The sequence below is a fragment of the uncultured Rummeliibacillus sp. genome (assembly GCF_934216135.1).
Classification (GTDB): Bacteria; Bacillota; Bacilli; order Bacillales_A; family Planococcaceae; genus Rummeliibacillus.
On the sequence record NZ_CAKQBI010000009.1, the window covers coordinates 31,106 to 55,085 of the forward strand.

At 33.7% G+C, this 23,980-nt stretch carries 24 protein-coding genes and 1 riboswitch; of the genes, 5 read left to right on the forward strand and 19 right to left on the reverse strand.

Annotated elements, in window-relative coordinates; genetic code table 11:
* Positions 1–96: 96 nt before the first annotated feature.
* A complete protein-coding gene (gene mreBH / locus Q0977_RS07915; RefSeq protein WP_119414473.1) occupies positions 97–1,095 on the forward strand; it encodes a rod-share determining protein MreBH in 999 nt (332 codons plus the stop codon).
* A 64-nt stretch (positions 1,096–1,159) separates the two neighbouring features.
* Complete coding sequence (locus tag Q0977_RS07920; protein WP_119414472.1) at positions 1,160–1,723, forward strand: carbonic anhydrase; 564 nt, start codon at positions 1,160–1,162, stop codon at positions 1,721–1,723.
* 209 nt (positions 1,724–1,932) lie between these two features.
* Here Q0977_RS07920 and Q0977_RS07925 read toward each other — a convergent pair whose 3' ends face one another.
* Positions 1,933–2,478, reverse strand: a complete 546-nt coding sequence (locus tag Q0977_RS07925; RefSeq protein WP_299512334.1) for a GNAT family N-acetyltransferase — start codon at positions 2,476–2,478, stop codon at positions 1,933–1,935.
* A 215-nt stretch (positions 2,479–2,693) separates the two neighbouring features.
* Positions 2,694–3,464, reverse strand: coding sequence for a polyphosphate kinase 2 family protein (locus Q0977_RS07930; protein ID WP_119414470.1), 771 nt, complete (start codon positions 3,462–3,464; stop codon positions 2,694–2,696).
* Between the two features lie 178 nt (positions 3,465–3,642).
* Here Q0977_RS07930 and Q0977_RS07935 point away from each other — a divergent pair, with 178 nt between their 5' ends.
* On the forward strand, positions 3,643–4,371 hold the full coding sequence (locus Q0977_RS07935; RefSeq protein ID WP_233548005.1) for a tryptophan-rich sensory protein: 729 nt from the start codon (positions 3,643–3,645) through the stop codon (positions 4,369–4,371).
* Positions 4,372–4,439: 68 nt separating this feature from the next.
* Here Q0977_RS07935 and map read toward each other — a convergent pair whose 3' ends face one another.
* Together map and thiT are read right to left on the reverse strand one after the other, a co-directional pair.
* Complete coding sequence (gene map / locus Q0977_RS07940; protein ID WP_119414469.1) at positions 4,440–5,192, reverse strand: type I methionyl aminopeptidase; 753 nt, start codon at positions 5,190–5,192, stop codon at positions 4,440–4,442.
* 244 nt (positions 5,193–5,436) lie between these two features.
* On the reverse strand, positions 5,437–5,997 hold the full coding sequence (gene thiT, locus Q0977_RS07945; protein WP_119414468.1) for an energy-coupled thiamine transporter ThiT: 561 nt from the start codon (positions 5,995–5,997) through the stop codon (positions 5,437–5,439).
* A gap of 119 nt (positions 5,998–6,116) precedes the next feature.
* Positions 6,117–6,222, reverse strand: a riboswitch (TPP riboswitch).
* Between the two features lie 146 nt (positions 6,223–6,368).
* Here thiT and Q0977_RS07950 point away from each other — a divergent pair.
* A complete protein-coding gene (locus Q0977_RS07950) occupies positions 6,369–6,755 on the forward strand; it encodes a DUF4870 domain-containing protein (protein ID WP_367269457.1) in 387 nt (128 codons plus the stop codon).
* Positions 6,756–7,037: 282 nt separating this feature from the next.
* Here Q0977_RS07950 and Q0977_RS07955 read toward each other — a convergent pair whose 3' ends face one another.
* The 14 genes from Q0977_RS07955 to Q0977_RS08020 all read right to left on the reverse strand — a co-directional run bounded on the left by Q0977_RS07955 (position 7,038) and on the right by Q0977_RS08020 (position 21,707).
* A complete protein-coding gene (locus tag Q0977_RS07955; protein WP_299512340.1) occupies positions 7,038–8,267 on the reverse strand; it encodes an aminopeptidase in 1,230 nt (409 codons plus the stop codon).
* 12 nt (positions 8,268–8,279) lie between these two features.
* Complete coding sequence (locus Q0977_RS07960; protein WP_119414465.1) at positions 8,280–9,560, reverse strand: DEAD/DEAH box helicase; 1,281 nt, start codon at positions 9,558–9,560, stop codon at positions 8,280–8,282.
* A 121-nt stretch (positions 9,561–9,681) separates the two neighbouring features.
* Positions 9,682–10,386, reverse strand: coding sequence for an aspartate/glutamate racemase family protein (locus Q0977_RS07965; RefSeq protein WP_119414464.1), 705 nt, complete (start codon positions 10,384–10,386; stop codon positions 9,682–9,684).
* Between the two features lie 3 nt (positions 10,387–10,389).
* Positions 10,390–11,604 carry an ATP-grasp domain-containing protein gene (locus Q0977_RS07970; protein WP_299512344.1) on the reverse strand — a complete coding sequence of 405 codons (1,215 nt, stop codon included), beginning with the start codon at positions 11,602–11,604 and terminating at the stop codon, positions 10,390–10,392.
* A 93-nt stretch (positions 11,605–11,697) separates the two neighbouring features.
* A complete protein-coding gene (locus tag Q0977_RS07975; protein WP_299512347.1) occupies positions 11,698–12,702 on the reverse strand; it encodes a C39 family peptidase in 1,005 nt (334 codons plus the stop codon).
* Between the two features lie 33 nt (positions 12,703–12,735).
* Positions 12,736–14,562 (reverse strand): asparagine synthase (glutamine-hydrolyzing), encoded by a 1,827-nt coding sequence (asnB, locus tag Q0977_RS07980; protein WP_119414461.1) that lies wholly within the window; start codon positions 14,560–14,562, stop codon positions 12,736–12,738.
* A gap of 147 nt (positions 14,563–14,709) precedes the next feature.
* The gene (locus Q0977_RS07985) at positions 14,710–14,862 is read right to left on the reverse strand and encodes a Fur-regulated basic protein FbpA (RefSeq protein ID WP_119414460.1); all 153 of its coding nucleotides are present in this window, start codon (positions 14,860–14,862) and stop codon (positions 14,710–14,712) included.
* Positions 14,863–14,910: 48 nt separating this feature from the next.
* Complete coding sequence (locus tag Q0977_RS07990; protein ID WP_119414503.1) at positions 14,911–15,507, reverse strand: VanZ family protein; 597 nt, start codon at positions 15,505–15,507, stop codon at positions 14,911–14,913.
* 347 nt (positions 15,508–15,854) lie between these two features.
* Positions 15,855–17,600, reverse strand: coding sequence for a methyl-accepting chemotaxis protein (locus Q0977_RS07995; RefSeq protein WP_119414459.1), 1,746 nt, complete (start codon positions 17,598–17,600; stop codon positions 15,855–15,857).
* Positions 17,601–17,868: 268 nt separating this feature from the next.
* On the reverse strand, positions 17,869–18,057 hold the full coding sequence (locus Q0977_RS08000) for a hypothetical protein (RefSeq protein ID WP_119414450.1): 189 nt from the start codon (positions 18,055–18,057) through the stop codon (positions 17,869–17,871).
* 153 nt (positions 18,058–18,210) lie between these two features.
* Complete coding sequence (locus Q0977_RS08005; protein WP_119414449.1) at positions 18,211–18,993, reverse strand: alpha/beta fold hydrolase; 783 nt, start codon at positions 18,991–18,993, stop codon at positions 18,211–18,213.
* A 157-nt stretch (positions 18,994–19,150) separates the two neighbouring features.
* Positions 19,151–20,158: an ABC transporter substrate-binding protein gene (locus tag Q0977_RS08010; RefSeq protein ID WP_119414448.1), complete on the reverse strand. Its 1,008-nt coding sequence runs from the start codon at positions 20,156–20,158 to the stop codon at positions 19,151–19,153.
* Between the two features lie 18 nt (positions 20,159–20,176).
* Positions 20,177–20,938 (reverse strand): ABC transporter permease, encoded by a 762-nt coding sequence (locus tag Q0977_RS08015; protein ID WP_119414447.1) that lies wholly within the window; start codon positions 20,936–20,938, stop codon positions 20,177–20,179.
* Complete coding sequence (locus Q0977_RS08020) at positions 20,922–21,707, reverse strand: ABC transporter ATP-binding protein (protein WP_299512357.1); 786 nt, start codon at positions 21,705–21,707, stop codon at positions 20,922–20,924. Before Q0977_RS08020 ends, Q0977_RS08015 begins: the two co-directional genes overlap by 17 nt.
* Positions 21,708–21,998: 291 nt before the next feature.
* Between Q0977_RS08020 and cysK the strand changes: the two genes are divergently transcribed.
* Complete coding sequence (gene cysK, locus Q0977_RS08025) at positions 21,999–22,922, forward strand: cysteine synthase A (RefSeq protein WP_119414445.1); 924 nt, start codon at positions 21,999–22,001, stop codon at positions 22,920–22,922.
* 152 nt (positions 22,923–23,074) lie between these two features.
* Here the strand turns inward: cysK and Q0977_RS08030 are convergent, their stop codons facing one another.
* The gene (locus Q0977_RS08030) at positions 23,075–23,842 is read right to left on the reverse strand and encodes a DUF2935 domain-containing protein (protein ID WP_119414444.1); all 768 of its coding nucleotides are present in this window, start codon (positions 23,840–23,842) and stop codon (positions 23,075–23,077) included.
* Positions 23,843–23,980: the final 138 nt, after the last annotated feature.

The following is a 23,980-nucleotide window of genomic DNA, read 5'->3' on the forward strand; positions in this document are numbered from 1 at the left end:
GAAATGATTGTTATATACCATAAAATAACATGCTATTTAAAAGAAATATATTTTATACTAATGTAACCTAAGGTATTTTGAGGAGGAATTTTACGTATGTTTTCGACAACAGCAGTTGGAATCGATTTAGGCACAGCCAATACGTTAGTATATACAAAAAATAAAGGTATTATTTTAAATGAACCATCCGTTGTAGCTTATAATATTAATACAAATGAAATTGTTGCAACCGGTAAAGAAGCAAAAGAAATGGTAGGGAAAACACCCCAAAGTATTCGAGCAATCCGTCCTCTTAAAGATGGCGTAATTGCAGATTTTGATATGACCGCTGCCATGATTAAATCTATGATGGAAAAAGTGGCAAAGAAAATGGGATCTTCCTTACGTAAACCAAATGTTGTCGTTTGTACACCATCTGGCGCTACTTCTGTTGAACGACTAGCAATTCAAGACGTCGTGAAACAATGTGGAGCCAAAGAAGTTCACCTAATAGAGGAACCCGTTGCTGCAGCAATTGGTGCAGAATTACCAGTTAGTGATCCAATTGCAAGTGTGATTGTTGATATTGGTGGGGGTACAACAGAAGTTGGTATTATTTCATTTGGTGGGATTGTTACATCTAATACCATGAAACTTGGTGGCGACCATATGAATGAAGAGATTATTCAATTCGCCCGCAAAGAGTTTAATGTTTTAATAGGAGAACCAACAGCAGAAAAAATCAAACAAGAAATTGGGTATGCATTAATAGAACACCCTTCTGAAATAATTGAAGTATGTGGTCGCGATATCGTAACAGGTCTTCCAAAAACTATTGCAGTATCATCATTGCAAATTCAAAATTGTTTAAAAGAAAATCTATTATCTATTTTAGAGTTAATCAGTAGATCTTTAGAAAGTTGTCCCCCAGAATTATCTGGTGATATCGTAGATCGCGGTATTGTTCTAACTGGCGGAGGTTCTCTATTAAAAGGAATGGCTGAATGGCTTTCTAAAAAATTAGATGTTCCCGTTCATTTAGCTCCTGAACCATTAGAATCCGTTGTAATAGGAACAGGAAAAGCATTAGATACGATTCATTTATTAAAAAAATAAAATTTTCAGTATTTCCTTTTTCTAAGTAGTTATTTTACAATTAGAAAGAGGAGGAGATACAGTTATGTCTATTTTAAACGAAGTCATTACATTCAATAAATCGTTCGTAGAAGAAAAACGATATGAACCTTATATTACTAGTAAATATCCTGATAAACATTTTGTTATTCTAACTTGTATGGATACACGGCTTGTCGAATTATTGCCAAAAGCGATGAATCTTCGCAATGGTGATGTTAAGATAATTAAAAGTGCTGGTGCAACACTCAATCATCCGTTTGGCGGTATTATGCGAAGCTTGCTTGTTGCAATATATGAACTTCAAGCAGATGAAGTTTTTGTAATCGGGCATTATGACTGTGGTATGAGTGCAGTAAACCCAGATAAAATGCTTCAAAAGATGATAGATCGTGGAATTACACAAGATACACTCGATTTGCTTACTTATTCAGGTGTCGATTTAAAACAATGGTTACATGGGTTTGAGGATGTACAAGAAAATGTTCAACATAGCGTTGAAATGATAAAAAACCATCCATTAGTATTGGACTCAATCCCCGTTCACGGTTTAGTCATTGATCCTAAGACGGGTAAATTAGATATAATTGTAGACGGCTCAAAGATATAAAAAACAGCGGTTTCCTTATGAGGAAATCGCTGTTTTTGTATTTATCTCATCACTATAAATATTATTTAAGAAATACATCATACAGTAAAAGCACAAGTTTTTAATAATTCGACAGATTTCCCGGGAAATCTTCAATATCATTTATATTACATTCCATTGAATAATCTATGGAATTTGGTCCTCCATCTCCGCCAAGCGGCCTTACCCTTTCAATAGTCCTCTTCCATTAGTGCATATAAATAATGGTCTTGCCATTTCCCATTAATATAAAGTAGTTTACGCAATAACCCTTCCCTTAAATAACCTGCTTTTTCTAATACGCGGACAGATGCTACATTTTTGGGAGAAACATATGCCTCCAATCGATGAATACAAAGATCTTCAAATGCAAATTTTGAAACAAGTGAAAGTGCTTCGGATACAATCCCTTTTCCCGTATGTGCCTCATCCATTGAATAGCCTACAAAAGCACTGGAGAAAGGGAGACGTCTAATCGAATATATAGAAATATGCCCTATTATCTCCGTACTCTCAGAAGCGAAAATACCAAAACTATATTCCCGATTCGCGCGCATTTGCCTTATAGACTCTTGAATTTTCTTTATTTGGACTTTTTCAGTGTAGTATTCAGGTGGATGTAATGGCTCATGGATTGACCAGTAATGCATATTACGTGCAACCATTTGAGTATATGGTGTTACATCCGCTAACTCTAAAGTACGCAAATAACAACGTTGTCCCTCTAAAAATACCATACAGTATTATCCATCCTTTTCGATATATTGAAGATATCATTTGAATATTGTAAAAGGTCGTTTAACAAGAGATTCAGAATTCCATACTTAAACACTGAAGTAAATATAAAATTCATGCATAAAATTAAGTGACAAAGTCTCTTTCAACTAGAACCAAAATAAATTTTTCTTTTACTATTTTGTTTATCTATGATAAAACTATGTAAACTTAAATATTATACTTCTTTAGTTAAAGATTCTGTAGGATCTGTAACTTGCAAGCCCTGACGTTCGCATTCTTTTTTTACATGTTTTATCGTCTCTTTAAGAACTTGTATACGTGCGTATTTTTTATCATTGCCCTCGATTAAAATCCAAGGTGCATTCTTTTGATCTGTTTTATCGAACATATCATTAGCAGCCTCAATATATAAAGGCCATTTATCTCGATTACGCCAATCTTCATCCGTAAGCTTCCACTTTTTATAAGGATCTTCTTGACGCTCTTTAAATCTATTTAACTGTTCTTCATTTGATACTTGTATCCAGAATTTCAATACAATGTAATGATCATCTGTTAACAATTTTTCGAATTGATTGATTTCTTCATAAGCACGTCCCCATTCGTCTTTTGAAGCAAATCCTTCAATTCTTTCAACAAGTACTCGTCCATACCACGTACGATCGAAAATACCTATCTGTCCTCTTGCAGGAAGTCGTTTCCAAAATCGATGAAGATGATTATACTTTAACTCTTCTTGAGTAGGAGCAGCTATAGGATGTACTATATATCCCCTTGGATCTAAGCGCTGTGTTAATCTCTTAATAGCGCCGCCCTTCCCTGCTGCATCCATCCCTTCAAAACCTATTATCAATCCAATATTATGCTTAAATAGGAATTGTTGAATGTTCAGCATTTCAAATTGGAGCTTTTTTAGTTCTTTCTTATAGGAGATTTTATCGTCTAGCTTTTTATTTAAATCCAGCTTTTCAATATGTGTAGTCACTTTATCCACTCCTTTTTATATCTTTATAATATTTTACCGCAATGTTCACTAAAATGGTATTTGTTGTTACACTAAAACGATTGTATACTATAGAGTGACTAATTATTTATGGAATTTGATGTACATCATATCAATTATTAGATTGTTTCACTAATCTAATCAGAAAGGAGAGATTGTATTGGGCAGACTATTGATCGTAACCATTATATATTTGGCCATGGTTACATTTAGCATAGCTGCTAACATTATTCCACTTAATGGCCATACAACAAGTGAGATCTCCAATAGCTATACTGTCCTATTTAGTCCTGCAGGGTACGTTAATATTATTCGGGTATTTATCTATATTATTTTGACCTATTGGATTTATCTTTTGTGGAAAAATCGTCGTACCGAATACCATATAACATTTATGCAAACTGTTTATTTTGTCACGAGTTCGGTACTTAATATTTTATGGATTTACTTATGGCATTATGAATATTTTACCTGGTCAGTTATCATTATTATTTTAATGTTATTATCCTTGATAGGTTTGTATTTTACCTATCCCGTTTGGAATCGGTCATGGGTAGGACGCTTACCCATTTCTATATACCTTGCATGGGAAAGTATTGTCACTTTTATGAACATCGCTTTCCTGTTTACCCATAATCATTGGAGCTTCTTAGATTTAAGCGAACCTTTATGGGCAGTAATTATGCTTACATTTGGAGCAGCAATTGCATTACATGTCAGATTTCATTATGAAGATATCCTTTTCCCTATTATTTATATTTGGACTTTTATTGGAATTGCATTTAAGAATGGTTTTGAAGAATTACTTGTTACAACTGCTGCTCTTTTCTTGAGTGGTGTACTTGTTGTAGGAATTATTTTTATCAAAAAACAAAAGCCCTCTGAATAAATTCAGAGAGCTTGAATAAGTGGCTTAATGGTTTCAAACTTTTAAGCTGCTTTTTATTTTAACTTTTTCTAGTCAATTTTTGTTGTAATAATTGGTTCGCCTTTTGTAACAATGATTGTATGTTCAAGTTGAGCGACTAAAGATTTATCTGGTGTAATAAAAGTCCAGCCATCACCAGCTTCTACAATATGCTCAGCTTTTTGTGAGATAAATGGTTCTACTGCTAATACCATTCCTTCTTTAAGAATTGTACGATCCCAAGCATCAAAGTAATTTAACACATATTGTGGTTCTTCATGTAGAGAGTGTCCAACACCATGTCCAGTTAAATTCATAATAACTGATAACCCATTATCATGAGCTTCTCGTTCTACTGCTTTACCAATTTGGCTTAAACGAGAACCAGCTTTAACCTTTTTCATAGCACGATCAAATGCACTTTGTGCTACATCACAAATTTTTTGAACTTCTGGTTTTTCAACATCTCCAACGATAAATGAAATACCTGTATCTGCATAATAACCGTTAACATGGCCTGACACATCAATATTAATCAAGTCACCGGCTTTAAGTTTATGATGGTTTGGAATACCATGTGCTACTTGTTCGTTAACACTAATACAAGTGTAACCTGGGAAATCATATTCTGCTTTTGGTCCTGAAACAGCACCTTTTTCTTCGAATAATTTACCAGCTAAATCGTCTAATTCTTTTGTTGTAACACCTGGTTTTGTTGCAGCTTTCATCGCTTCACGAATTTCAGCCATCGCACGGCCTGCTTTCATCAAAGCATCTATTTCTTCTTTCGTTTTTGCAATCATTTGTAACGATCCCTTCTCATTTTATCTACATTTAACTATACCACAATTTAAGAAATGCGGTTTTAGAAAACACCCTGACGTTCTAAACTTATAGCTATCATATTATAGATACAGTAAAAGTTTACTTATACATACAAATCTCCTTAACATCATAAAAATGAAAAAAATTTATCAAATAAAATAACCTAGTTCCTATTAATATAGAAAACTAGGCCAATTGCTTTTTATTAAGCGTCTATTCTTTTTATCTCTTATGCTCTAATAATTTTGGTGCTGTAGTAAAGAGAAGAGATGCTACAATGATTGTTAATATAATGGCAGGTATCATATACGACCCATTATAAATAATTGAGTATAAATACACGTTTTGTTTTCCTGCATATTCAGCAAAGAATACAATTCCTGCCACCGTGTGTGCAATATAGCGTAATAACCCACCTATAAAAGTGCCAAGTGTAATATACGCCACCACTTGCTTTTTCTTTCCTTCCTTACTAGCCTTAAGTAATTGACGTCGGACGATTCCGGCTAAACCTACAACTGTAAACGCAAAGAAATAATCGATAAAGCCTTGTAATGGGGTTAAAATATAACCTCCCATTATTACTTGTAATGTTCCTATTAGGAAACCCGTTACAAGCCCTGGTACTGTTCCCCAACGAAAAGCCATCAACACAATTGGTACCATCACAAGACTAATAGAGCCTCCCTGAGCCCACAATCTAAATGAAAGCTGATCTAAAACTAAACCAATTGCTGCAAAAATCGCAATTTCAATCATCATTAATAATTTCTTATTGTTCAATTTTCATCCTCCTTAGTTCAGATGCAGATCACATAAGTCTAAAGCTTATTCTGGTATTGCCAGAATTAGATATTCACCATAAAAAAAACGACGTCAGGATAGTCCTGACATCGAATAAGTCGGTTTTCTATCCACATTCCTACGCAAGCATTAACTTACAGGTTCAAAGGGTTAGAACTTCGGGTTCACTCTCAGCCGTCCTTTACGGCTCCCCTTGTGGTCGATACATCATTAAATTTTTTTGAACATATTTATTGTACTTAACTTAAGTTGGAAATTCAATAGAGAATAATTCTTTGTCTATTGTAAAACATATGAATCTTTTATCCGCTTTTATACGTAGGATATATATGAATGTTTGAATGGAGGTGATGAATGTGAATAATAATCGTGTATTATCATCGCTTTGTTATTTTAGTGTCTTTTTTGCAGGATTTATTTTACCATTAATCGTGTTCTTTGTAGCAACTGAACCTGAAGTTAAAAGACATGCAAAACGTGCTTTCTTCTCTCACCTATTGTTAATCATACCTACTATTATCGGCGTTATTATCTTCATAGCTGTTATCATAAACTTTGGTTTTGAATCGACTAGTTATGAGTCAATTGGTTTAAATTCAAATGGTTTGTCATACTCATCAAGTGGTGATACATTTATCATGATTGCATGGCTAATATTTATTGTCTTTGAAGTCATTTTATCCCTTGCAGTGTTTATATGGAATATTGTTCAAGGTATAAAAGTTCTTAAAGCTTAGATATTATCTATATGAGGATTTATCATGTCGAAATACAGAAGATCCAAAGAATGGAGTGCTTATTATGCAAGTAAGAAAAGTTGTAAAAGCTGCTATAAAAATCGCACCAATCGTTTATCCAATCATCATAAAAGCCATTGACGCTAGAAAGAAGAAAAACCCTTTTAAAAAATAATGATCATTCCACAATGTATTACTAGAGATAAAAAACCCTTCAATAAATAAGCCATACGTACTTATAGGCTTTCGTTGAAGGGTTTTTATCTTGTTCAGCAATGCAGTTTAGAATGCCCAACTTCCTTTTCTAAAGATAGGCTCTACAGTTCCATCAGGTAGAACACCATCAATATCCATCTCTCCACTACCTACCATGAAGTCCTCATGCGTAATAGAAGTATTGATACCTTTTTCTTCAAGTTGTTCTTTTGAAAGTGCACTTCCACCCTCATAACATGTTGGATAAGCTTCACCTATCGCTAAGTGGTTTGATGCGTTTTCATCAAATAATGTATTGTAATATAGAATGTTCGATGCTGAAATTGGTGATTCATGTGGTACAAGTGCTACTTCACCAAGATATTGTGATCCTTCATCAGCTTTTGTTAGTTCTTGAAGAAGTTCAGCACCAACTTTTGCTTCAGTTTTTACAATCTTGCCGTTTTCAAAGGTAATTTTAAACTGATCGATAATATTCCCTTGGAATGCAAGTGGTTTTGTATTTGACACATAGCCATTGACGCCGTATTTCGATGGCATTGTATATACTTCTTCAGTTGGCATATTAGCGACAAATGATGTACCTTCTGGTGTGTAACTTGCTCCTGTGCACCAAATATGCTTATCAGGTAATTCGATTGTTAAATCTGTTCCTGGTGCAGTGTAATGTAATTTTGCATATCGTTTTTTATTTAAAATAGCTGCTCGTTGATCTAAGTTTTTCAAATGTTGTTCCCAATTATCGATTACATTTCCTTTACCGATATGTACTGTTTTAAAAATAGCTTCCCATAGTGCTGGTACTTGTTCTTCTTCTTTTAAATTTGGGAATACCTTTGCAGCCCATTTTTTAGAAGGTACAGCAATAATTGACCAAGCAATTTTATCATTCATAACAGCATCACGATAGTTTTCTAAAGCTTTGCCGGATGCTTTTTGATGCGCAGATAATTTTTCAACTGGAACACCTGTTAAATTATCTGGATCTGCTGCGTCAATCCAAAGTAATGCCCCTTTTCGTTCAATTAGTTCATCACGTTGTTCACTAATCCAACGAGGGAATTTTGCAAACTCAGCATCCGGTGCATTATCGAAAAATTCACGATTTATCACATCATCAGAAAAATTAACAGTTACACGAGCTGCTCCTACTTCGTAAGCTTTTTTAACAACTAACCTTGTAAATTCGACAGTATCTGTAGTTGTATTAATAAGGAGTGTTTGACCTTTTTGAACATTGGCACCCACTTTAACAGTTAACTCAGCAAATTGCTCTAACTTCTCTTCAAATGTCATTAATCAGTTACCTCACTTTTTTTTATTGTTTAGACGGTTCTTTTTGCTAAAAAACTTTTTGTTTTCCTGTTTTTTAAAAGAATTTCCAAATGAGCTACTTTCACTTTTCTTTTTAGAATATGAGCCTGAAGATTTATTATTCCCTCTCTTTTGTTTAGGAGGTTTTACTTCCGCATGTCCTTCGATTAATTGACCATTAGACCAAATTTTTTCAACTGGTTTAATAGATAATTCTCGCATACGTTTATGATAGGCTTGTTCTTCATGATAAGCTAATAATGTAATAACCTCACCGTCAGCTCCAGCACGACCAGTACGTCCTGAACGATGCACATATTGTTCTTTTGTATATGGAACATCCACATGGATAACATGTGTTAACCCTTTAATATCTAAACCACGTGCCGCAATATCTGTTGCAATTAGGACTCGTGCTTCTCCTTTACGGAAACTATCTAATGAGGTTTTTCTTTCTTCCTTCTTCATCTCAGAATGTAGTGCAACGATTGGTGCATTACGGAAATCCAGTTTAGATTTTTTCATTAGTAGTTGATCTAAATTATTTATAAAAGCAAGGGCTCTCACGCCTGATATATGTGAAATTTTACGAAGAAACTCTGTTTTATCTCGTTGTTCAAGCTTTACAAAAGAATGTACTACCTTGCTATCACCTAGTAAGTCTTTTTCAACCTCTACTTGAAGTCTGATTGGATCATGAAGCATACGTTTTGCAACTAACTCAATTTCATCTGTTATTGTAGCTGATACAACCGCTACTTGGCGATTATGATCAGCACCATCGATAAAAGATTTTACAATTACTCGATAGTCCCTACTTAGTAACTGATCACCTTCATCTAAAATGATTGTAGTCAGTTCATGCAGTTTCAACTTTCTTTCATTAACAAGCTCATTTAATCTTCCTGGTGTACCAACTGCAATTGTTGGTTTCTTTTTTAACTTTTCAATTTGTCTTTGTGGATTTGCTCCACCAATTAAAGGGACAACAGTAATAGGTGTGCCAGCAATCCATTCACGAATAACCTCTACAATTTGCATACATAATTCTTGAGATGGCGCTATGATTAAAGCTTGAGTTGCTTTTTTTGTTCCATCTACTTTTTGAAGTAACGGTAATAAGTAAGCTAATGTTTTACCTGTACCTGTTGGAGATTCAGCTACAACATCCTTACCTTCTATAAGTGCTGGAATCATTTGATCTTGTATTGGCATAGTGGATGGGAAGCTCCACTTTTTTTGTAAGTCTTCATTTAATAAATTTAGGAATGTCATTGTTTCCCACACCTTCTCTCAGTGTAATTTTATGATGATTTGTTTCATATATAATGAAATTGATTTATTTAAAAAGTATTTAAGTAAAAACCTGCCCTCCGAAAAGGACAGGTGTTTCAATTTAGTCTAATAGTTCATATCCACAACTAGTAATTGCAGTGTCTGCTAATACAATTAGTGCATCGATATATAAATTACTATCTAGAGATAAATCACGATTCACAACAGATAGTTCTGTGCATCCTAATATAATATAGTCACAACCTGCTTTTATCATAGCCGTCTCAATGGGTTGCCATTGTTCTTTTGAGATTTTCTTTCCTGCTTTTACATAGTCATAGATCACTGACATAAGGTCTTTTTGCATTTCTTTGTCTGGTACAATTGGTTCTATTCCTTCATCGAGTAAAGCCTCTTGATATAAGTTAGAAGTCAAAGTACCGATTGTTGCAAGAATCCCCACACGTTTTGCATTCAATAGGTGTGCTTTCTTTGCAGTTTCTCGAATCATATGCAGAACGGGAACAGGTGAACCTTCTTGTAAACCTTCATAAAATCTATGCGCTGTATTACAAGGAATACATATCATATCTGCTCCTGCGTTTGCAAGCTTATGAGCATCTTCTACCATCACTGGTAGTGGATTTGGTTTAGAGTGATCTAAGATGTAATCTGTTCTATCAGGAATACGTGTATCATTATCAATGATAAAGTGCATATGTTCTTGATCTCTAAACGCAAAAGTTCTTCGGACAATTGTTTCGCCTAGGAGCATTGTTGCTAAAGGTCCAACTCCGCCAATAATGCCAAGTACTTTCTTTTTCATAACTTAAGACAGACCTTTATTGTTAAAATATTTTTTGTATTTACGGTAATAATTTAAGCTATTTAATGTTAGCTTGTACCAACGTTTGAAATTCATATCTTCTTTATAGAATAATGAGTTTGTTGCTTTTCCTTCTTTAATAAGTTTACGAGCTTTTGCTTTTAACTCTTTATTTTGTGCATATTTAAATAACACGCCATTTGGAATGATACTCCACAAATGTTCGTTATTTGCATAGGTACATTCTTGTTGAATATGCAACATGCGGTCATCTGCAACATATTGCATTAAGTTATAGCCTGCAGCTGTTACATAATAACTACTACGTCCATTACGTAGATTGATCTCAAATAATTTATACTTACCGTCACGGTAATCATATTTCATATCAAAGTTTGCAATACCTGTAAAACCAATGTCCTCTAGGAAGAAACGAACTTGATCCATCAAGTCTTTATCATAAGTAGTAATGATTGCAGCGTAACTACCTATACCTTCTGGAGAGTGTTCTTCAAGAATTGGGTTACCTAGGCACATTAGCTTCACTTTACCATCTGTTGCAACATATGCATTCAATACGCGCATATATGAGTCATCCCCAGGGATAAACTCTTGAATGATTAAGTGATCTTTATAAGAAGAACTATAGATTGCTTTTAAAATAGCATCTTTTTCAGCTTCGTCATGTGCAACGAATACTTTCTTCTTACCAGGGAATTTACATGCCCAATATGCAACTGAGTTAGATGCTTTAATAATGATTGGATAGTCAAATTTCACTTGGAAGTTTTCATATGTCTCATACGTACAAGTATCTGTTTTAGGATAACTGAAGTTATATTTTTCACACATTTTATAGAAGTTTTCTTTAAGTAAAATGCGATCCATCAAAGATTCATCAATGTATGGAACTGTAAAATATTGTTCTAAAGTTGGTTTGTTTTTAATAATGAGTTTGACATAGTCATCGCCACATCCCATTAATAGTAAATCTTTATTTTCGTATTCTTTTGCTAATTTTTTCATTTCTTCTACAAAGTTTTCTTTTAAGTTTGGAACTTGTTTGAAGTGTAGAATACGACTATTTTGTGTTGCTGTTAAATGTGCTCGTCCAACTACGATTGCTTTAATGCCATAAGCTTCATAAAAAGCTCGTGCCATACCATATGCATTCATATCTGATCCGATTAATATTGGTAAAAATGGTTGTTCTGCCATTTCTGATCATCTCACTTATTTGTACTTATTTTAATGCCATTAGTTTATCATATTTTGCGTTTATAAACGAACAATGTCTTAAATTGTTATAGTTTATTTTTCTATCGAAATTGCTTGTGAACCCATTTCTTTGTAGCTTTTGAAAAATTTTGTCGTATCATGAGAAACGTAGCCATGAAGTGGATCCATAACGATAACTTTATCATCCTCATACCCAGTTAGCACTACTACATGTAAATTTCTATACATTTTAGGTTTACGGTCGGTCCCTTTAATATACCAGCCTTCTTTTTTCTTTGGCTTTGATAAATCCAATGTTACCCACATCATCACCGGTATACCTTGTTGAACAGTTTCTATTATTTTCTTTTTGCTAGCACCAGTAAGATTCGTCACTTGAAGATTTGATTTATAATCTCTTGCTACTTTTTTTGCAGTTTTTGTGATCGCTGGAGCAAAAATATATGTACCTGTTAACTTGTCTGCAGGATTTCCTGCGTATGCTTTGTTTGGATCTGGACCTATTCGTTTTCCATTTTTATCAACAATCTCTTCTGTCGGCAAATATTTCTTAGCCATCTTCATCTTAGAAAGATTTAAACCGTAATAGTTAAATGCAGCTGTCATTGCTGTTATTTCACAACCGTGTGGAAGTTGGGGATTTTGCAGTACAACAGGAACTTCAATACGCTGATTTTCCTTTTGATAGTAGGTTTCAAGAACGACATAGGAAGTATCTTTTTTTACTTTTACTATCTTTGCTACACTATTAGTTTTTTTTACAAGCCCTAAGTCATCATTAAAAGATGGTACAAATAAATAACGTCTACCGGCTTTTAAATGAGGGAGTTTCACTTGCCCCTCAGAATCACTAGTAGCAGTAGTAACTAATTCATCTGTCTCTATATCTCTTACGCTAACTTTCATATTAGGAATAGGTTCTCTGCTTCCAAATGCGACAATTAGTACTTTAATGCCTTCATCTATTTTCTCTTCTTTTGCTGGTAAAATACTTGAACATCCACTTGTCATAATTGCAAAAAGCATTATAAAGCAAAAGAGGAGCAAATGCCGAGGCATTATACTTCTCTTCACCATGGTCGACAATCTCCTTTTAAGCTAAAGGAATTATTAGCCGAAGTATTTTTTATACCATACTAAGAACATGTAAATTGTCCACACTTTACGTTGGTTTTTCGCTTTACCTTCGTAGTGATCTGTTAATAATTTAACAATTGCTCGTTGATCGAAGAATTGAGCAGCTTCAGGTGATTCAAATGTAGCTTTAATTTGGTTAAAGTATTTATCTTCTTTTAACCAAAGTCTGATAGGTACAGGGAAACCAATTTTTTTACGATGTGCCCATTCATCTGGTAGCGCTCTTTGTGACGCTTGACGGAATGCATATTTTGTATCTTTTTCGTTCACTCGATAATGTGATGGAACTTTAGAAGCTACTTTCATAATTTCGCGGTCAAGGAATGGAACACGTAACTCAATTGAATGAGCCATACTCATTTTATCTGCTTTTAATAGAATGTCATCTACTAACCAAAGATTTAAATCTAGAATTTGTTTTTTAGTTAAGTCATCTTCACCAGCTGCCTTTTTGTAAATTGGCATTACAATATCTGCAACAGATGGCGCATGATTGTACTTATCTGTTAAAATGTCAGTCGCTTCATGTTCTTCGAAAATATGAGCTTGTCCAATAAATGTTTGTTCTACAGGAAGACCACCGCGCATTAGGAAGTGTTTTCCGCGCATTTCTGGAAGAGCTTTAGCTACTTCTGCGATTGGACGACGGATAAATTGTGGGATTTTTTTGTATTTACGCATTGTAGGAAGTTCATCGTATTCTGCGTAACCTCCAAATAATTCATCCGCACCTTCACCTGAAAGTACAACTTTAACATGTTTGCGAGCAAGTTCTGCTAAGAAATATAAAGGAACAATAGATGGATTTGAGTGTGGTTCATCCATCATATATTGAATCTCATCTAATTTGTTGAAGCATACCTCTGGGTCTAGTACTTCATTTACATTTTCAATACCTAATTCTTTTGATAATTCTTTTGCATTATCAATTTCTGAGAATTTTTCTGCTGCGAAACCAACAGAGAATGTTTTGTCTGGTTTTAATACTGAAGCTACATAACTTGAGTCAACACCAGATGATAAGAATGAACCTACAAGAACGTCAGGATCTGAGAACTCATGAGCTTTAATAGATTCACGAACTGTTGAGTCAATTTCTTCTACGATTTCATCAAGAGGACGTTCTTCTGGGTTGAATTTAGGTTCCCAATATCGAGTGATTTCCAATTTACCATCTTCATATGTTAAGTAATGAGCTGCTGGTAATTTAAATACACCTTTAAAGAATGTTTCTTTTAAAACTGGGAATTGGAATGTTAAATAAGGTTTTAATGCTTTTTCATTTAAAACTTTTTCAAAATGTGGGTGTGGTAAGAAACTTTTAATTTCTGAACCAAATAGTAATGTTCCGTTCATTTTAGCATAATAGAATGGTTTAATACCGAACATATCACGAGCTGCAAATAAACGTTTTTTATTACGATCCCAAATAACGAATGCGAACATACCACGCAATTTTTGTACTAATTTAGTGCCATATTCTTCATATCCATGAAGTAAAACTTCACTGTCTGTATCTGTTTTAAAAATATGACCTGCTGCAAGTAGATCTTTTCTAATTTCCTTGAAATTATAAATTTCACCATTGAAGATTAATACTAATGATTGATCTTCGTTATAGAGTGGTTGACTCCCATTTGCTAAGTCAATAATACTTAAACGACGGAAACCAAGTGCTGCTTGACCATCTGTAAATTTCCCTGCTGAGTCTGGTCCACGGTGAATGATTTGGTTCATCATATTCTCTAACACTACGTCAGAGTTTGAAACCTCACCAACAAATCCTGTAAATCCACACATATTTTTTATCTCCTATCTTATTTTCATCTATTTAATTGATACATAATATACATTTTACTGTATTTTTCCTTGATTCGACATCATTTCATTATACTCTTTTTTTCACTTGACATATACCGAAAAAGATTGCCACAATGTAGCAATCTGTTAATTTATATGCTTTTTGTATTCTTTCATCAATTCTTCCAAAGATACTTGATATAATTGCTTATCATTTACTTTAAATACACCAAGATTCATTAGATGATCGATGATATGATTTTTTTTTCGCTCTTCAGCTGTTATTTTCTTGTTGTTCAAAAAATCCCCTTCTTGCCTTACCGTTAGTGACTATTTTCTGATACTCCTCTAAACAAATACTTTAAATCTATTTCTTAAATTAGGTATTTGTTTTACTAAGTACTTATAGATGGCAAAACCGATTATGGCGCCTAATGTGTTCAACCATAAATCATCCACGTCTGTACTTCTATACTGAGGTAGTTGCATTATTTCTATAAACAATGACAATCCTAGTCCAGTAACTAATACAATGAAGAATCTCTCCATTTTACGCCAAAGTAAAGGAAGTAAAAAACCAATTGGCATAAAAATTGCTATGTTACCAAGAAAGTTAATGAAAAACGGTTGCCATAAGTCTAAATAATGAATGGCATTGTACACATCCGTAAAAACACGAAACAAATGAAAGTTTATTCCTAGTGAATCTAGATTTTGAAGTCTCATTTCTGCATATTGAAAACTAACGCCATTTTTCGGAACAATCGTTTCATAAAATAAACCGATTAAGTACACCCATAAAGTCATTATTCCAAATTCATGCCATCGATTGATTAGGACTTTGCTCTTTTTTTCTCTTGATTTAAAGCGTATATACACAACAAATGGAATTGCAATAATCATGACAATCATCATATCAAGTGTATATTGAAGTATATAAGACAACTTCGTCACTCATTTCTTCTTTCTATAATAACAGGACAAATTATATAACAATAAGTTGCAAAAAAACATTAAATTTCTTTTACAACTTCATTTTATCCTCTATAAACATATAAAAGCTTCTATTAAGTAAAGTTTAACTTAATATACTGTCCTATTTATTTTCTACGATACCACATTATTTGTAGCTTCGTACAAAGACTATTTTCCCTTTTCCTATAATTTTTATCGGGATACCTACACAGTATTCAAATAGGTCAGAATCATGTTGAATATCTTCTATATAAAAAGAACCATTACACGTTAGCGAATACTCACATGTAAGGGTCTTATAAATTCACTTTAAAGTTCTACTGTAGATAAGGCTCTTTAGACGAAATAATGATTTCTTTTAATCTTGTTAACTTTTCAATGACAATTTTAGAATACATTTCTACTTCAACTAAATACTTTTCAGCTAATTCTATATTTCCGTCGTTATATGCTTGTACCGCTTGTCTTGCTACTTCATGAACAAGTTGATGGGGTTCCTCGATTTCTTTAAAAACAGGTTCATCACCATATAACTTTTTTCCTTGGGTATAATACCATTTTCCAAGATGAGAATCTCTATAGGATGTAATATCAGCAACTGTCATCTTTTCAAAACCTAGTAAAAGATTATAAATACGCCATCTCCATAAAAGATGATCTGTAATAGTCAAAGATACGATATCTTCCTGACTTATAATAAAGTTCTTTGAAATAGTGTTAATACGGTAATTATTAATCATTTTACTTAGAGTGTATATTGCTTCACCTGTATCATTTGAAATTTTTCTACTTCTTTTTGCATTTTCGGCAATATTTTGGTTCCTTGTCGTGATATCATTTGCAGCAGCAGCCTGTTGCTGTGATGCGGCTGCAATTTGTTCAATACTTTCTCCTTGATGCTGTAAAGTCTCATTTACTAACGATAAGGTAGTCGTTACTTCCGCTGTTTTCTTAACACTTTTATGTAAGTCTTCTGAAGTTTCATTTGTAAGCGAACTAATATTTTTTGTAATGACCAGAAGACGTTGAATATCTTCGTGAATGGATTGTGCAGATGATTTTGCATTATCAGCTAATTTTCTTACTTCCTCTGCTACAACAGCAAAACCTTTTCCTGCTTCTCCAGCACGAGCAGCTTCAATTGAAGCATTTAATGCTAATAAGTTGGTTTGTTCTGCTATTTCTTTGATAAATTCGACTAATTGTTCAACGTTGTTTACTCTATTTACTAATTCATTAACATTTAACTTTACATTTTCGTGGCCTTGATTTGTTTCTTTTAAGATATCATTGATCGCTTGAAGGGATAATGTTCCATCGCTTAATTCCTCCAATGAATTTTGAGTATTCTTTGATAAATCTATTATTGAAGCTGAAACCTCTTCAATACTTGTTTCAAGCTGTTCCATTGAAACACCAGCCGATATAACATCAAGCTTTTGCTGCTCTTCAAACTGTATTAAATTTTTTATCTGATCTAGTTGTGTGTTATAGGCAATAATTTCTCCCAGTCCGTTTATAATTGAACCTGCTTGGATTTCAATATACGTTTCTACAATAATTTGTTGATCGATACTTACAAGAGTTTCATAAGCGAGAAGGACATCCAACATTTTCGAACGATCATGTTTATACTTTTCTGCGATTAACGGTATAAACACCTGATTTATAATTGTATAGGCTGAAATCATCCAGTCTGGCAATACTCCGATCTTTGCATGTGTATAAGCAATTTTCCGCCGATCAAATATATACTGTAAATCTAATTTACTATCAAATAAGCTCTTTAAATGTTGATCAAAGGTTATCTTCAATCGGTCTACATTAGAATATTGATTGATCACGCTACTAAATTTAGTAAATGCCATCAAACGATTGTAGAAGGTATCTAATATTTCTTTATTGTGTGTTTCATATAATTTTTTTAAATTCTGCACAGCTGCTCTTCTAATAGAAGATAACCCAAGAAAGTCTAATTTCAGTTGAAAACGTTCATTTGCGTCAATATCCGATTCTAACTTCTCTGAATAATATTGATAGTGTTTTTTTGCCTTTGTAAACATCTCTACTTCCTCCTATAACCTTCTCTATAGTTCACACATATCCGACTATATATATTATCCAACAATTGTAAAATTCAATACGATTTATTTATTATAATACACACAAAAACACTTTTATGCACCTTTTAATTTAATTCATTTTAACTATGTATATAGTACTTTATTCATATTATTACCAAAAAAATCATTTAAATAATAAATGTTTTTGACTTAAAAATAAAAAAGAGCTTCATTAAGAAGCCCTTTTTCATCTTAAAATATATAATTATTATTTCACTATAAAAATTACTGTAGGAACAAAAGATAAAGCGAAGAATAATGCATACCAGCATGAAACTCTTTTTAATGAGAAGGAGCGTCTTTTTTTCTCAGCATAAAAGGCATCAAAGAAAATAGCGCATACCATTGGAATGCTCATACATGCAATGGCTACTAAAAGTATATCAGTATAATTCATTTGGCATCCCCCTTTACATCTGCTTTTAAATGTGACAATTTTATGTCATTATCATACAGCACTTGGACACAAAATGTCAACATTTTATTCACATTTTGGACAAATTTGTTCAAATCATTCCCAATAGTGTAAAGGTTAAGCCATTATTTATAGCTAAGATGTAAAATCAATCAATTCCTTATTGAATTTCTTACGTTCCTCCCAAAAGAGTCCATGACCACTATACTCAAATGGGATAAGCTTTGAACCCTTAATCTTGTCATTTAAAATTTCCGCTTGTGAAAAGGGAATTACTTTATCATGGACTCCATGAACGATTAATGTAGGAACTGTTATCATAGAGAGTTCGGTATCAAATTTCTCATCTCTTAACGTTTTAATAATTGCAGCTGTAGACCAACTCGCCGCATCTAGACCCATTTGGAAAAACCAATCCGAAAAAGGCTTCGTGATATATTGGAAGAAGAATGTGTCTGTGATCTCTCTCATCATATTTGGTCGATCATTATAAGTTTCCGTTAGAAACTTTCTAGCTGTTTCTGATGTAAAACCAGTTGGAGCAGCCGCATCTATAAGAACAAGTTTTGACACTCCATATTCCTTATATCTTGTCATGTAACGAAGAGCTATTGCTCCACCAGTAGAATGCCCCACTAAAATAATATGATCTAGCTGAAGTGTAGATATAACCATAGCAATATCATCTGCTAATCTATTAAAATCATATCCTTCCAACGGCTTATCCGATTGACCAAAACCTCTCCAATCGATTCCTATACAACGAAATCCCATTGAAGGAAGAACATTAAATTGATACTCGAATTGTTTATAATTTAACGGCCATCCATGCAAAAATACAATTGTCTTATCACCTGTTGGATTAATATCTTCTATATATAGTTTGATATCCGTTTCAACAGTTACAAAATACCCCAACCTATTCCACCGTCCTTCTTTTGTTTCTTCCATACTTTATTCATAAATGATGAACATGGTGAATAAGCATTTAACGCTTCAATCTTTTCAATAAAAAAAGCTATCCAGACGTTTCTGGATAACTTTTTTATAGTTAATTGGTTACTCTTTATAAAATTTATAAATTAGTTTCAACTAAACCTGTGAAATCTGGTTTTTCCTTTAGGAATTTTAAGTCATAAGAAGATTGACCAAATTTTTGAATTACATCTTCATCAACATCAGAAGTAAAAGTAATATTACTCATAGCCTTTTTAACAATCTCTTGATCCATATCTTGTTTTGTAAGATCCTTGATTGACTTAATGGCTATTTTTTGTGCTTCATCTGGATTATTGTTGATAAAATCTACTGCTTCTTTTTCAGCTTTAGCAATTCCTTGAGCAATTTCTTTATTATCTTTGATCAATTTATCACTTGTTACTAATACTGTATTAGGTAGTGTTTTACCATAAGCAATTTTATCTGTACTAATAATAACTTTTGCCCCGTTTTTAACAAGAATTGAGGCCCATGGTTCTGGAACCGCAGCTAAGTCTACTTTGCCTGTTTCAAACATTCCTTGATAATTTGCAGGATTTCCTGTGACATGTTTTAATGTTCCACCGATACGAGATGAAGTTAACTTTTTAATAGCTTGATCTTCTAAAGATGTTTCGAATTGTACATCATGCGTACAACCAATTCCTGGTGTGATAAATGTTTTACCAGCTACATCTGATAAATTATCTATGCCGCTTTTCTTACTTGCTACAACAACCGTTCCCCCTACAGATGCACCCCCGATAATTTTTACGTCAGCTCCGCTGAAATAATTATTAATAACAGGACCAGGTCCAACCAGACCCGCGTCAATATCTCCAGATTTTAAAGCAGTCATAAAAGTACCGCCATCAGGGAATGTACGATATTCAACATCCACTTTATCTCCAAGTGCTTTTTCGTAAAAACCTTTTTCACGCGCTACCATGGCTGGTGCATGATCGATATTTGGAAAATAGCCGATAACAACTTTTTCTTTTGTACTTTTCCCATCATTACTTGCCTTTTCATCAGAATTACTTCCACAAGCAGCAAGAACTCCAATCACCAATAGTAAAGTTAGAGACAATATCCATTTTTTCATTTCTTTCATTCCTTTCTTTTATGCTTGTTGCTCGAGTCCCCATTTATCCATGACCCGTTGCTCTATTTTTTGGAATATCAATACATCTACAATTACACCAATCACACCAATGACAACCATAATTGCTATAACCATATCCATTCTTCCAAAATCAGAAGCGTATTTTAATGTGTAACCAAGTCCGGGACCGGCACTTAACAATTCACCTGCCATCAATGCTCGCCATGCAAAAGCCCAAGCAAGTCGAGCGCCAGTTACAGCATAAGGAATAGATGCGGGTAAAATTACTCTAATAAATAAGCTCACCCCTCCTACTCCCATAGTCTGAGCAGCTTTTATATAGAGCGGTGTGACATTTTTAATACCTGTTCTCATATTCACTGTCATCACAATGGCTGCTCCAAGTACAATAATGAAAATAACTGATTTTTCATTTAATCCAAACCACATGATTGCTAAAGGAAGCCACACAATACTCGGAATACTTTGTAAAGCAATGATTAATGATCCTAAAGTTTCGTCAGCTGTTTTGACTTTTGCAAGAAATATCCCTAGTAAAACGCCTATAAGTAGAGCAACAATAAGGCCAATTACTAGTCTAGTAAAACTTGCACCTAAATCTTTTAAAAGAGATCCATCATTAATACTTTCTTTTAAACTCGATAATACATCCATTGGCGAAGGTAAAATAACTGCAGGAATCTCAAATAATTTAATCGCCAATTCCCAAATTACGAAAATCAATAGATAAAAAATAATTCTTTTAATGGCTAGCTTCATATTGTAATTCCTCTTCTACGACTTTATCAATCTCAGCTTTCAATAATTCCATAATCATTTGTTCATATTGAACCATCTCTTCCAGATGCCTATCTCGTGGTCTTTCAATATCAACATGAATATCTTTTAAAATAGTTCCAGGATGTGTCCCCATTACAATAATTCGATCAGACAACTTTACAGCCTCTTGAATGCTATGTGTCACAAATAAGACTGTTTTTTTCGTTTCTAACCAAATATTTTCTAACACATCATGTAATCGAGTTCTAGTTTGTTCATCAAGTGCCCCAAATGGTTCATCCATCAGTAATACTCTGGGGTTCATAGCAAGTGCCCTTGCAATAGAAACCCTTTGCTGCATACCACCAGAGAGTTCATGTGGAGAATGTTTTGCATATGGACTTAACTGAACGAGCTTTAAATACTTTTGTGCAACTACCTTTGCTTCTTTTTTGCTCATTTCCTTGCGAAGAGGAAACATAACATTCTCTTCGACTGACAACCACGGAAACAATGCTGCTTGCTGAAACACCATACCGCGATCCTTCCCAGGCTTCGTTATTCTTTTGCTATCTAGGAAGACATCTCCTGAGCTTGGGGAAAGTAATCCTGCAACAATATTAAGCAAAGTAGATTTTCCACATCCAGAAGGGCCTAAAAGTGAGATAAACTCCCCTTCCTCAACTTTCAAGTTAATATCTTGTAATACTTGTTCCTTGTTTCCACGGTTTTCAAAGCTCTTTTGAACATCTTGTATATTAAGAAACATGAGTATCTACACCTTCTCCTCATCATCCTTATAATTCATAGTTATATAATAGGAATTATAAATTTAATTATATATTCAGCTTTTAAAATGTCAATCAATTTTTCAGAATTATTTTATTATAAAATTTTTCCTGTTTGATTTATTCTTAGGGTCAGCTATAATAAAATCATTACAAACCAACTATTCTTATATAAATCATAGATTATATATGAATAATGCTCGTAGGCAGGAATATATCTTTGAAAAATAATTACCTATTGAAATGGATTTAAAAAATGGAAGGTGACAATAATGAAATACTACAATTCAATCATTGATCTAATCGGTAAAACACCGATTGTAAAATTAAACAAAATACCAGATTCAAACGGTGCGAATGTCTTTATAAAATTAGAATCTTTTAACCCTGGAGGAAGTGTAAAAGACCGTGCAGCTTTGAACATGATTGAACAAGCTGAAAAAGAGGGAAAACTAATTCCAGGTAAAAGTACGATTATCGAGCCAACGTCTGGAAATACAGGGATTGGCCTAGCTATGGTATGCGCAACTAGAGGATATCGTTGCATTATTACAATGCCAGATAATGCTACTAAAGAACGTATCAAAATTATGAAAGCATATGGAGCTGAAGTTCATCTAACACCATCTGCATTACGTATGCAAGGTTCAATCGATGAAGCAAAACGAATTGCAAAAGATATACCAAACCATTTTATCCCGATGCAATTTGAAAACCCTGCTAATGCTGATGCTCACCGCGGAACAACAGCGGTAGAAATTTTAGACACTTTTGATGGGCAATTAGATGCATTCGTATTAACTGCCGGTACTGGCGGTACTGTAACAGGTACTGGTGAAGAGTTAAAAAAACATATCCCAAATTTAAAAATCTATGTAGTTGAGCCAGCAGGATCTCCTGTACTATCTGGCGGTGAACCAGGACCACATAAAATTCCAGGTACAGGTCCTGGATTTATCCCTTCAATCTTAAATAGAAATATTTATGATGAGATTCTTCATATTGAAGATGATGATGCACAAGTAATGGCACGTCGACTTGCTGCTGAGGAAGGGATCTTTGTCGGAGCATCTGGTGCTGCTTCTGCACATATGGCAATCCAAGTAGCAAAGAACCTTCCTTCAACTGCAAATGTTTTATGTTTAGCTCCAGATACAGGTGAGCGTTACCTTTCATCTGATTTATTTGCAGAATAACAACAAAACTTACACTAAAAAGCCTAGTCCAACATAGACTAGGCTTTTTAATATTATTTAGCTATATAAAACATCTGATGGAGATAGAGTTCCCCCTTTCTTTTTACAATCATTTAGCCTTTCAGAGGCTCAAAACTTCCCTCCTTTTAGAGTTATACACTTCTTGACTCTACCAATTTGGTTAAGTAATATTGTTCCTCCCTTGCCATATGATCTGCCATCGACGCAGTGAACGTCCCTAACACTTCAGCACTTAACTCCAATTCTTCTAATTCGAGCAAGAAACTCTTAAACAACTTCATCTCTACATCGACATCATCATTAAATCTGTTTAATGCAGGAAATGTTTGAAGATTCGTACGCAAGTAACCAGTAAGTTCTAATGCTTTAAGGTAAAATTGATCAAAATGTTGTGTAAACGTATGACTCTTTTCTTTTAGCCTTTTTTCCACCCCATCCAAATTATCATTAATTGTACCCGCATGACCTGAGGCATCATTCAACCACAATAAATGGTGATGCAATTCATGAAAAATTGGTGGTACTTCGCCTTTTCTTAAATAATTTAATACATTCTGATACTCTTCCAATTCATTTACCATGTGATTGATAAATGTAGGAGGTAGATGAATACCTATTTTTCCTACAAGTTGCCTTCTAATAATGGATAATTTAAATTGCTTAAGTTCTTCTACCGTTTCAGTAACTTTTTCAGCAAAGGATATAGCGTTCGTTTCGTCCAATAAACTTACTTCTTTATGAAGTTTGTTAAAACTATCTGCAAACGACTGCGCCTTTTCAATATCCTCCTTTTCTGAAATTGGGTACAATGAATCTCGAATAAATTGGCCATGATTCATCAAGATTTCAAGCCAAAAAAGATGTTCAAATTTTGCACTTTTTAAGTAATCTTCTTGCAAACAGCTTACATCTCCTTTTTCGAGTCATCACTAAAATGTATTCAACTATGGATTGTCCTATTAGAAACTTTTAAAAAATAAAAATGTGCAGGACAATGTACAAAAATCGCGTACAAGTCTGTATATTATTTAAGATCA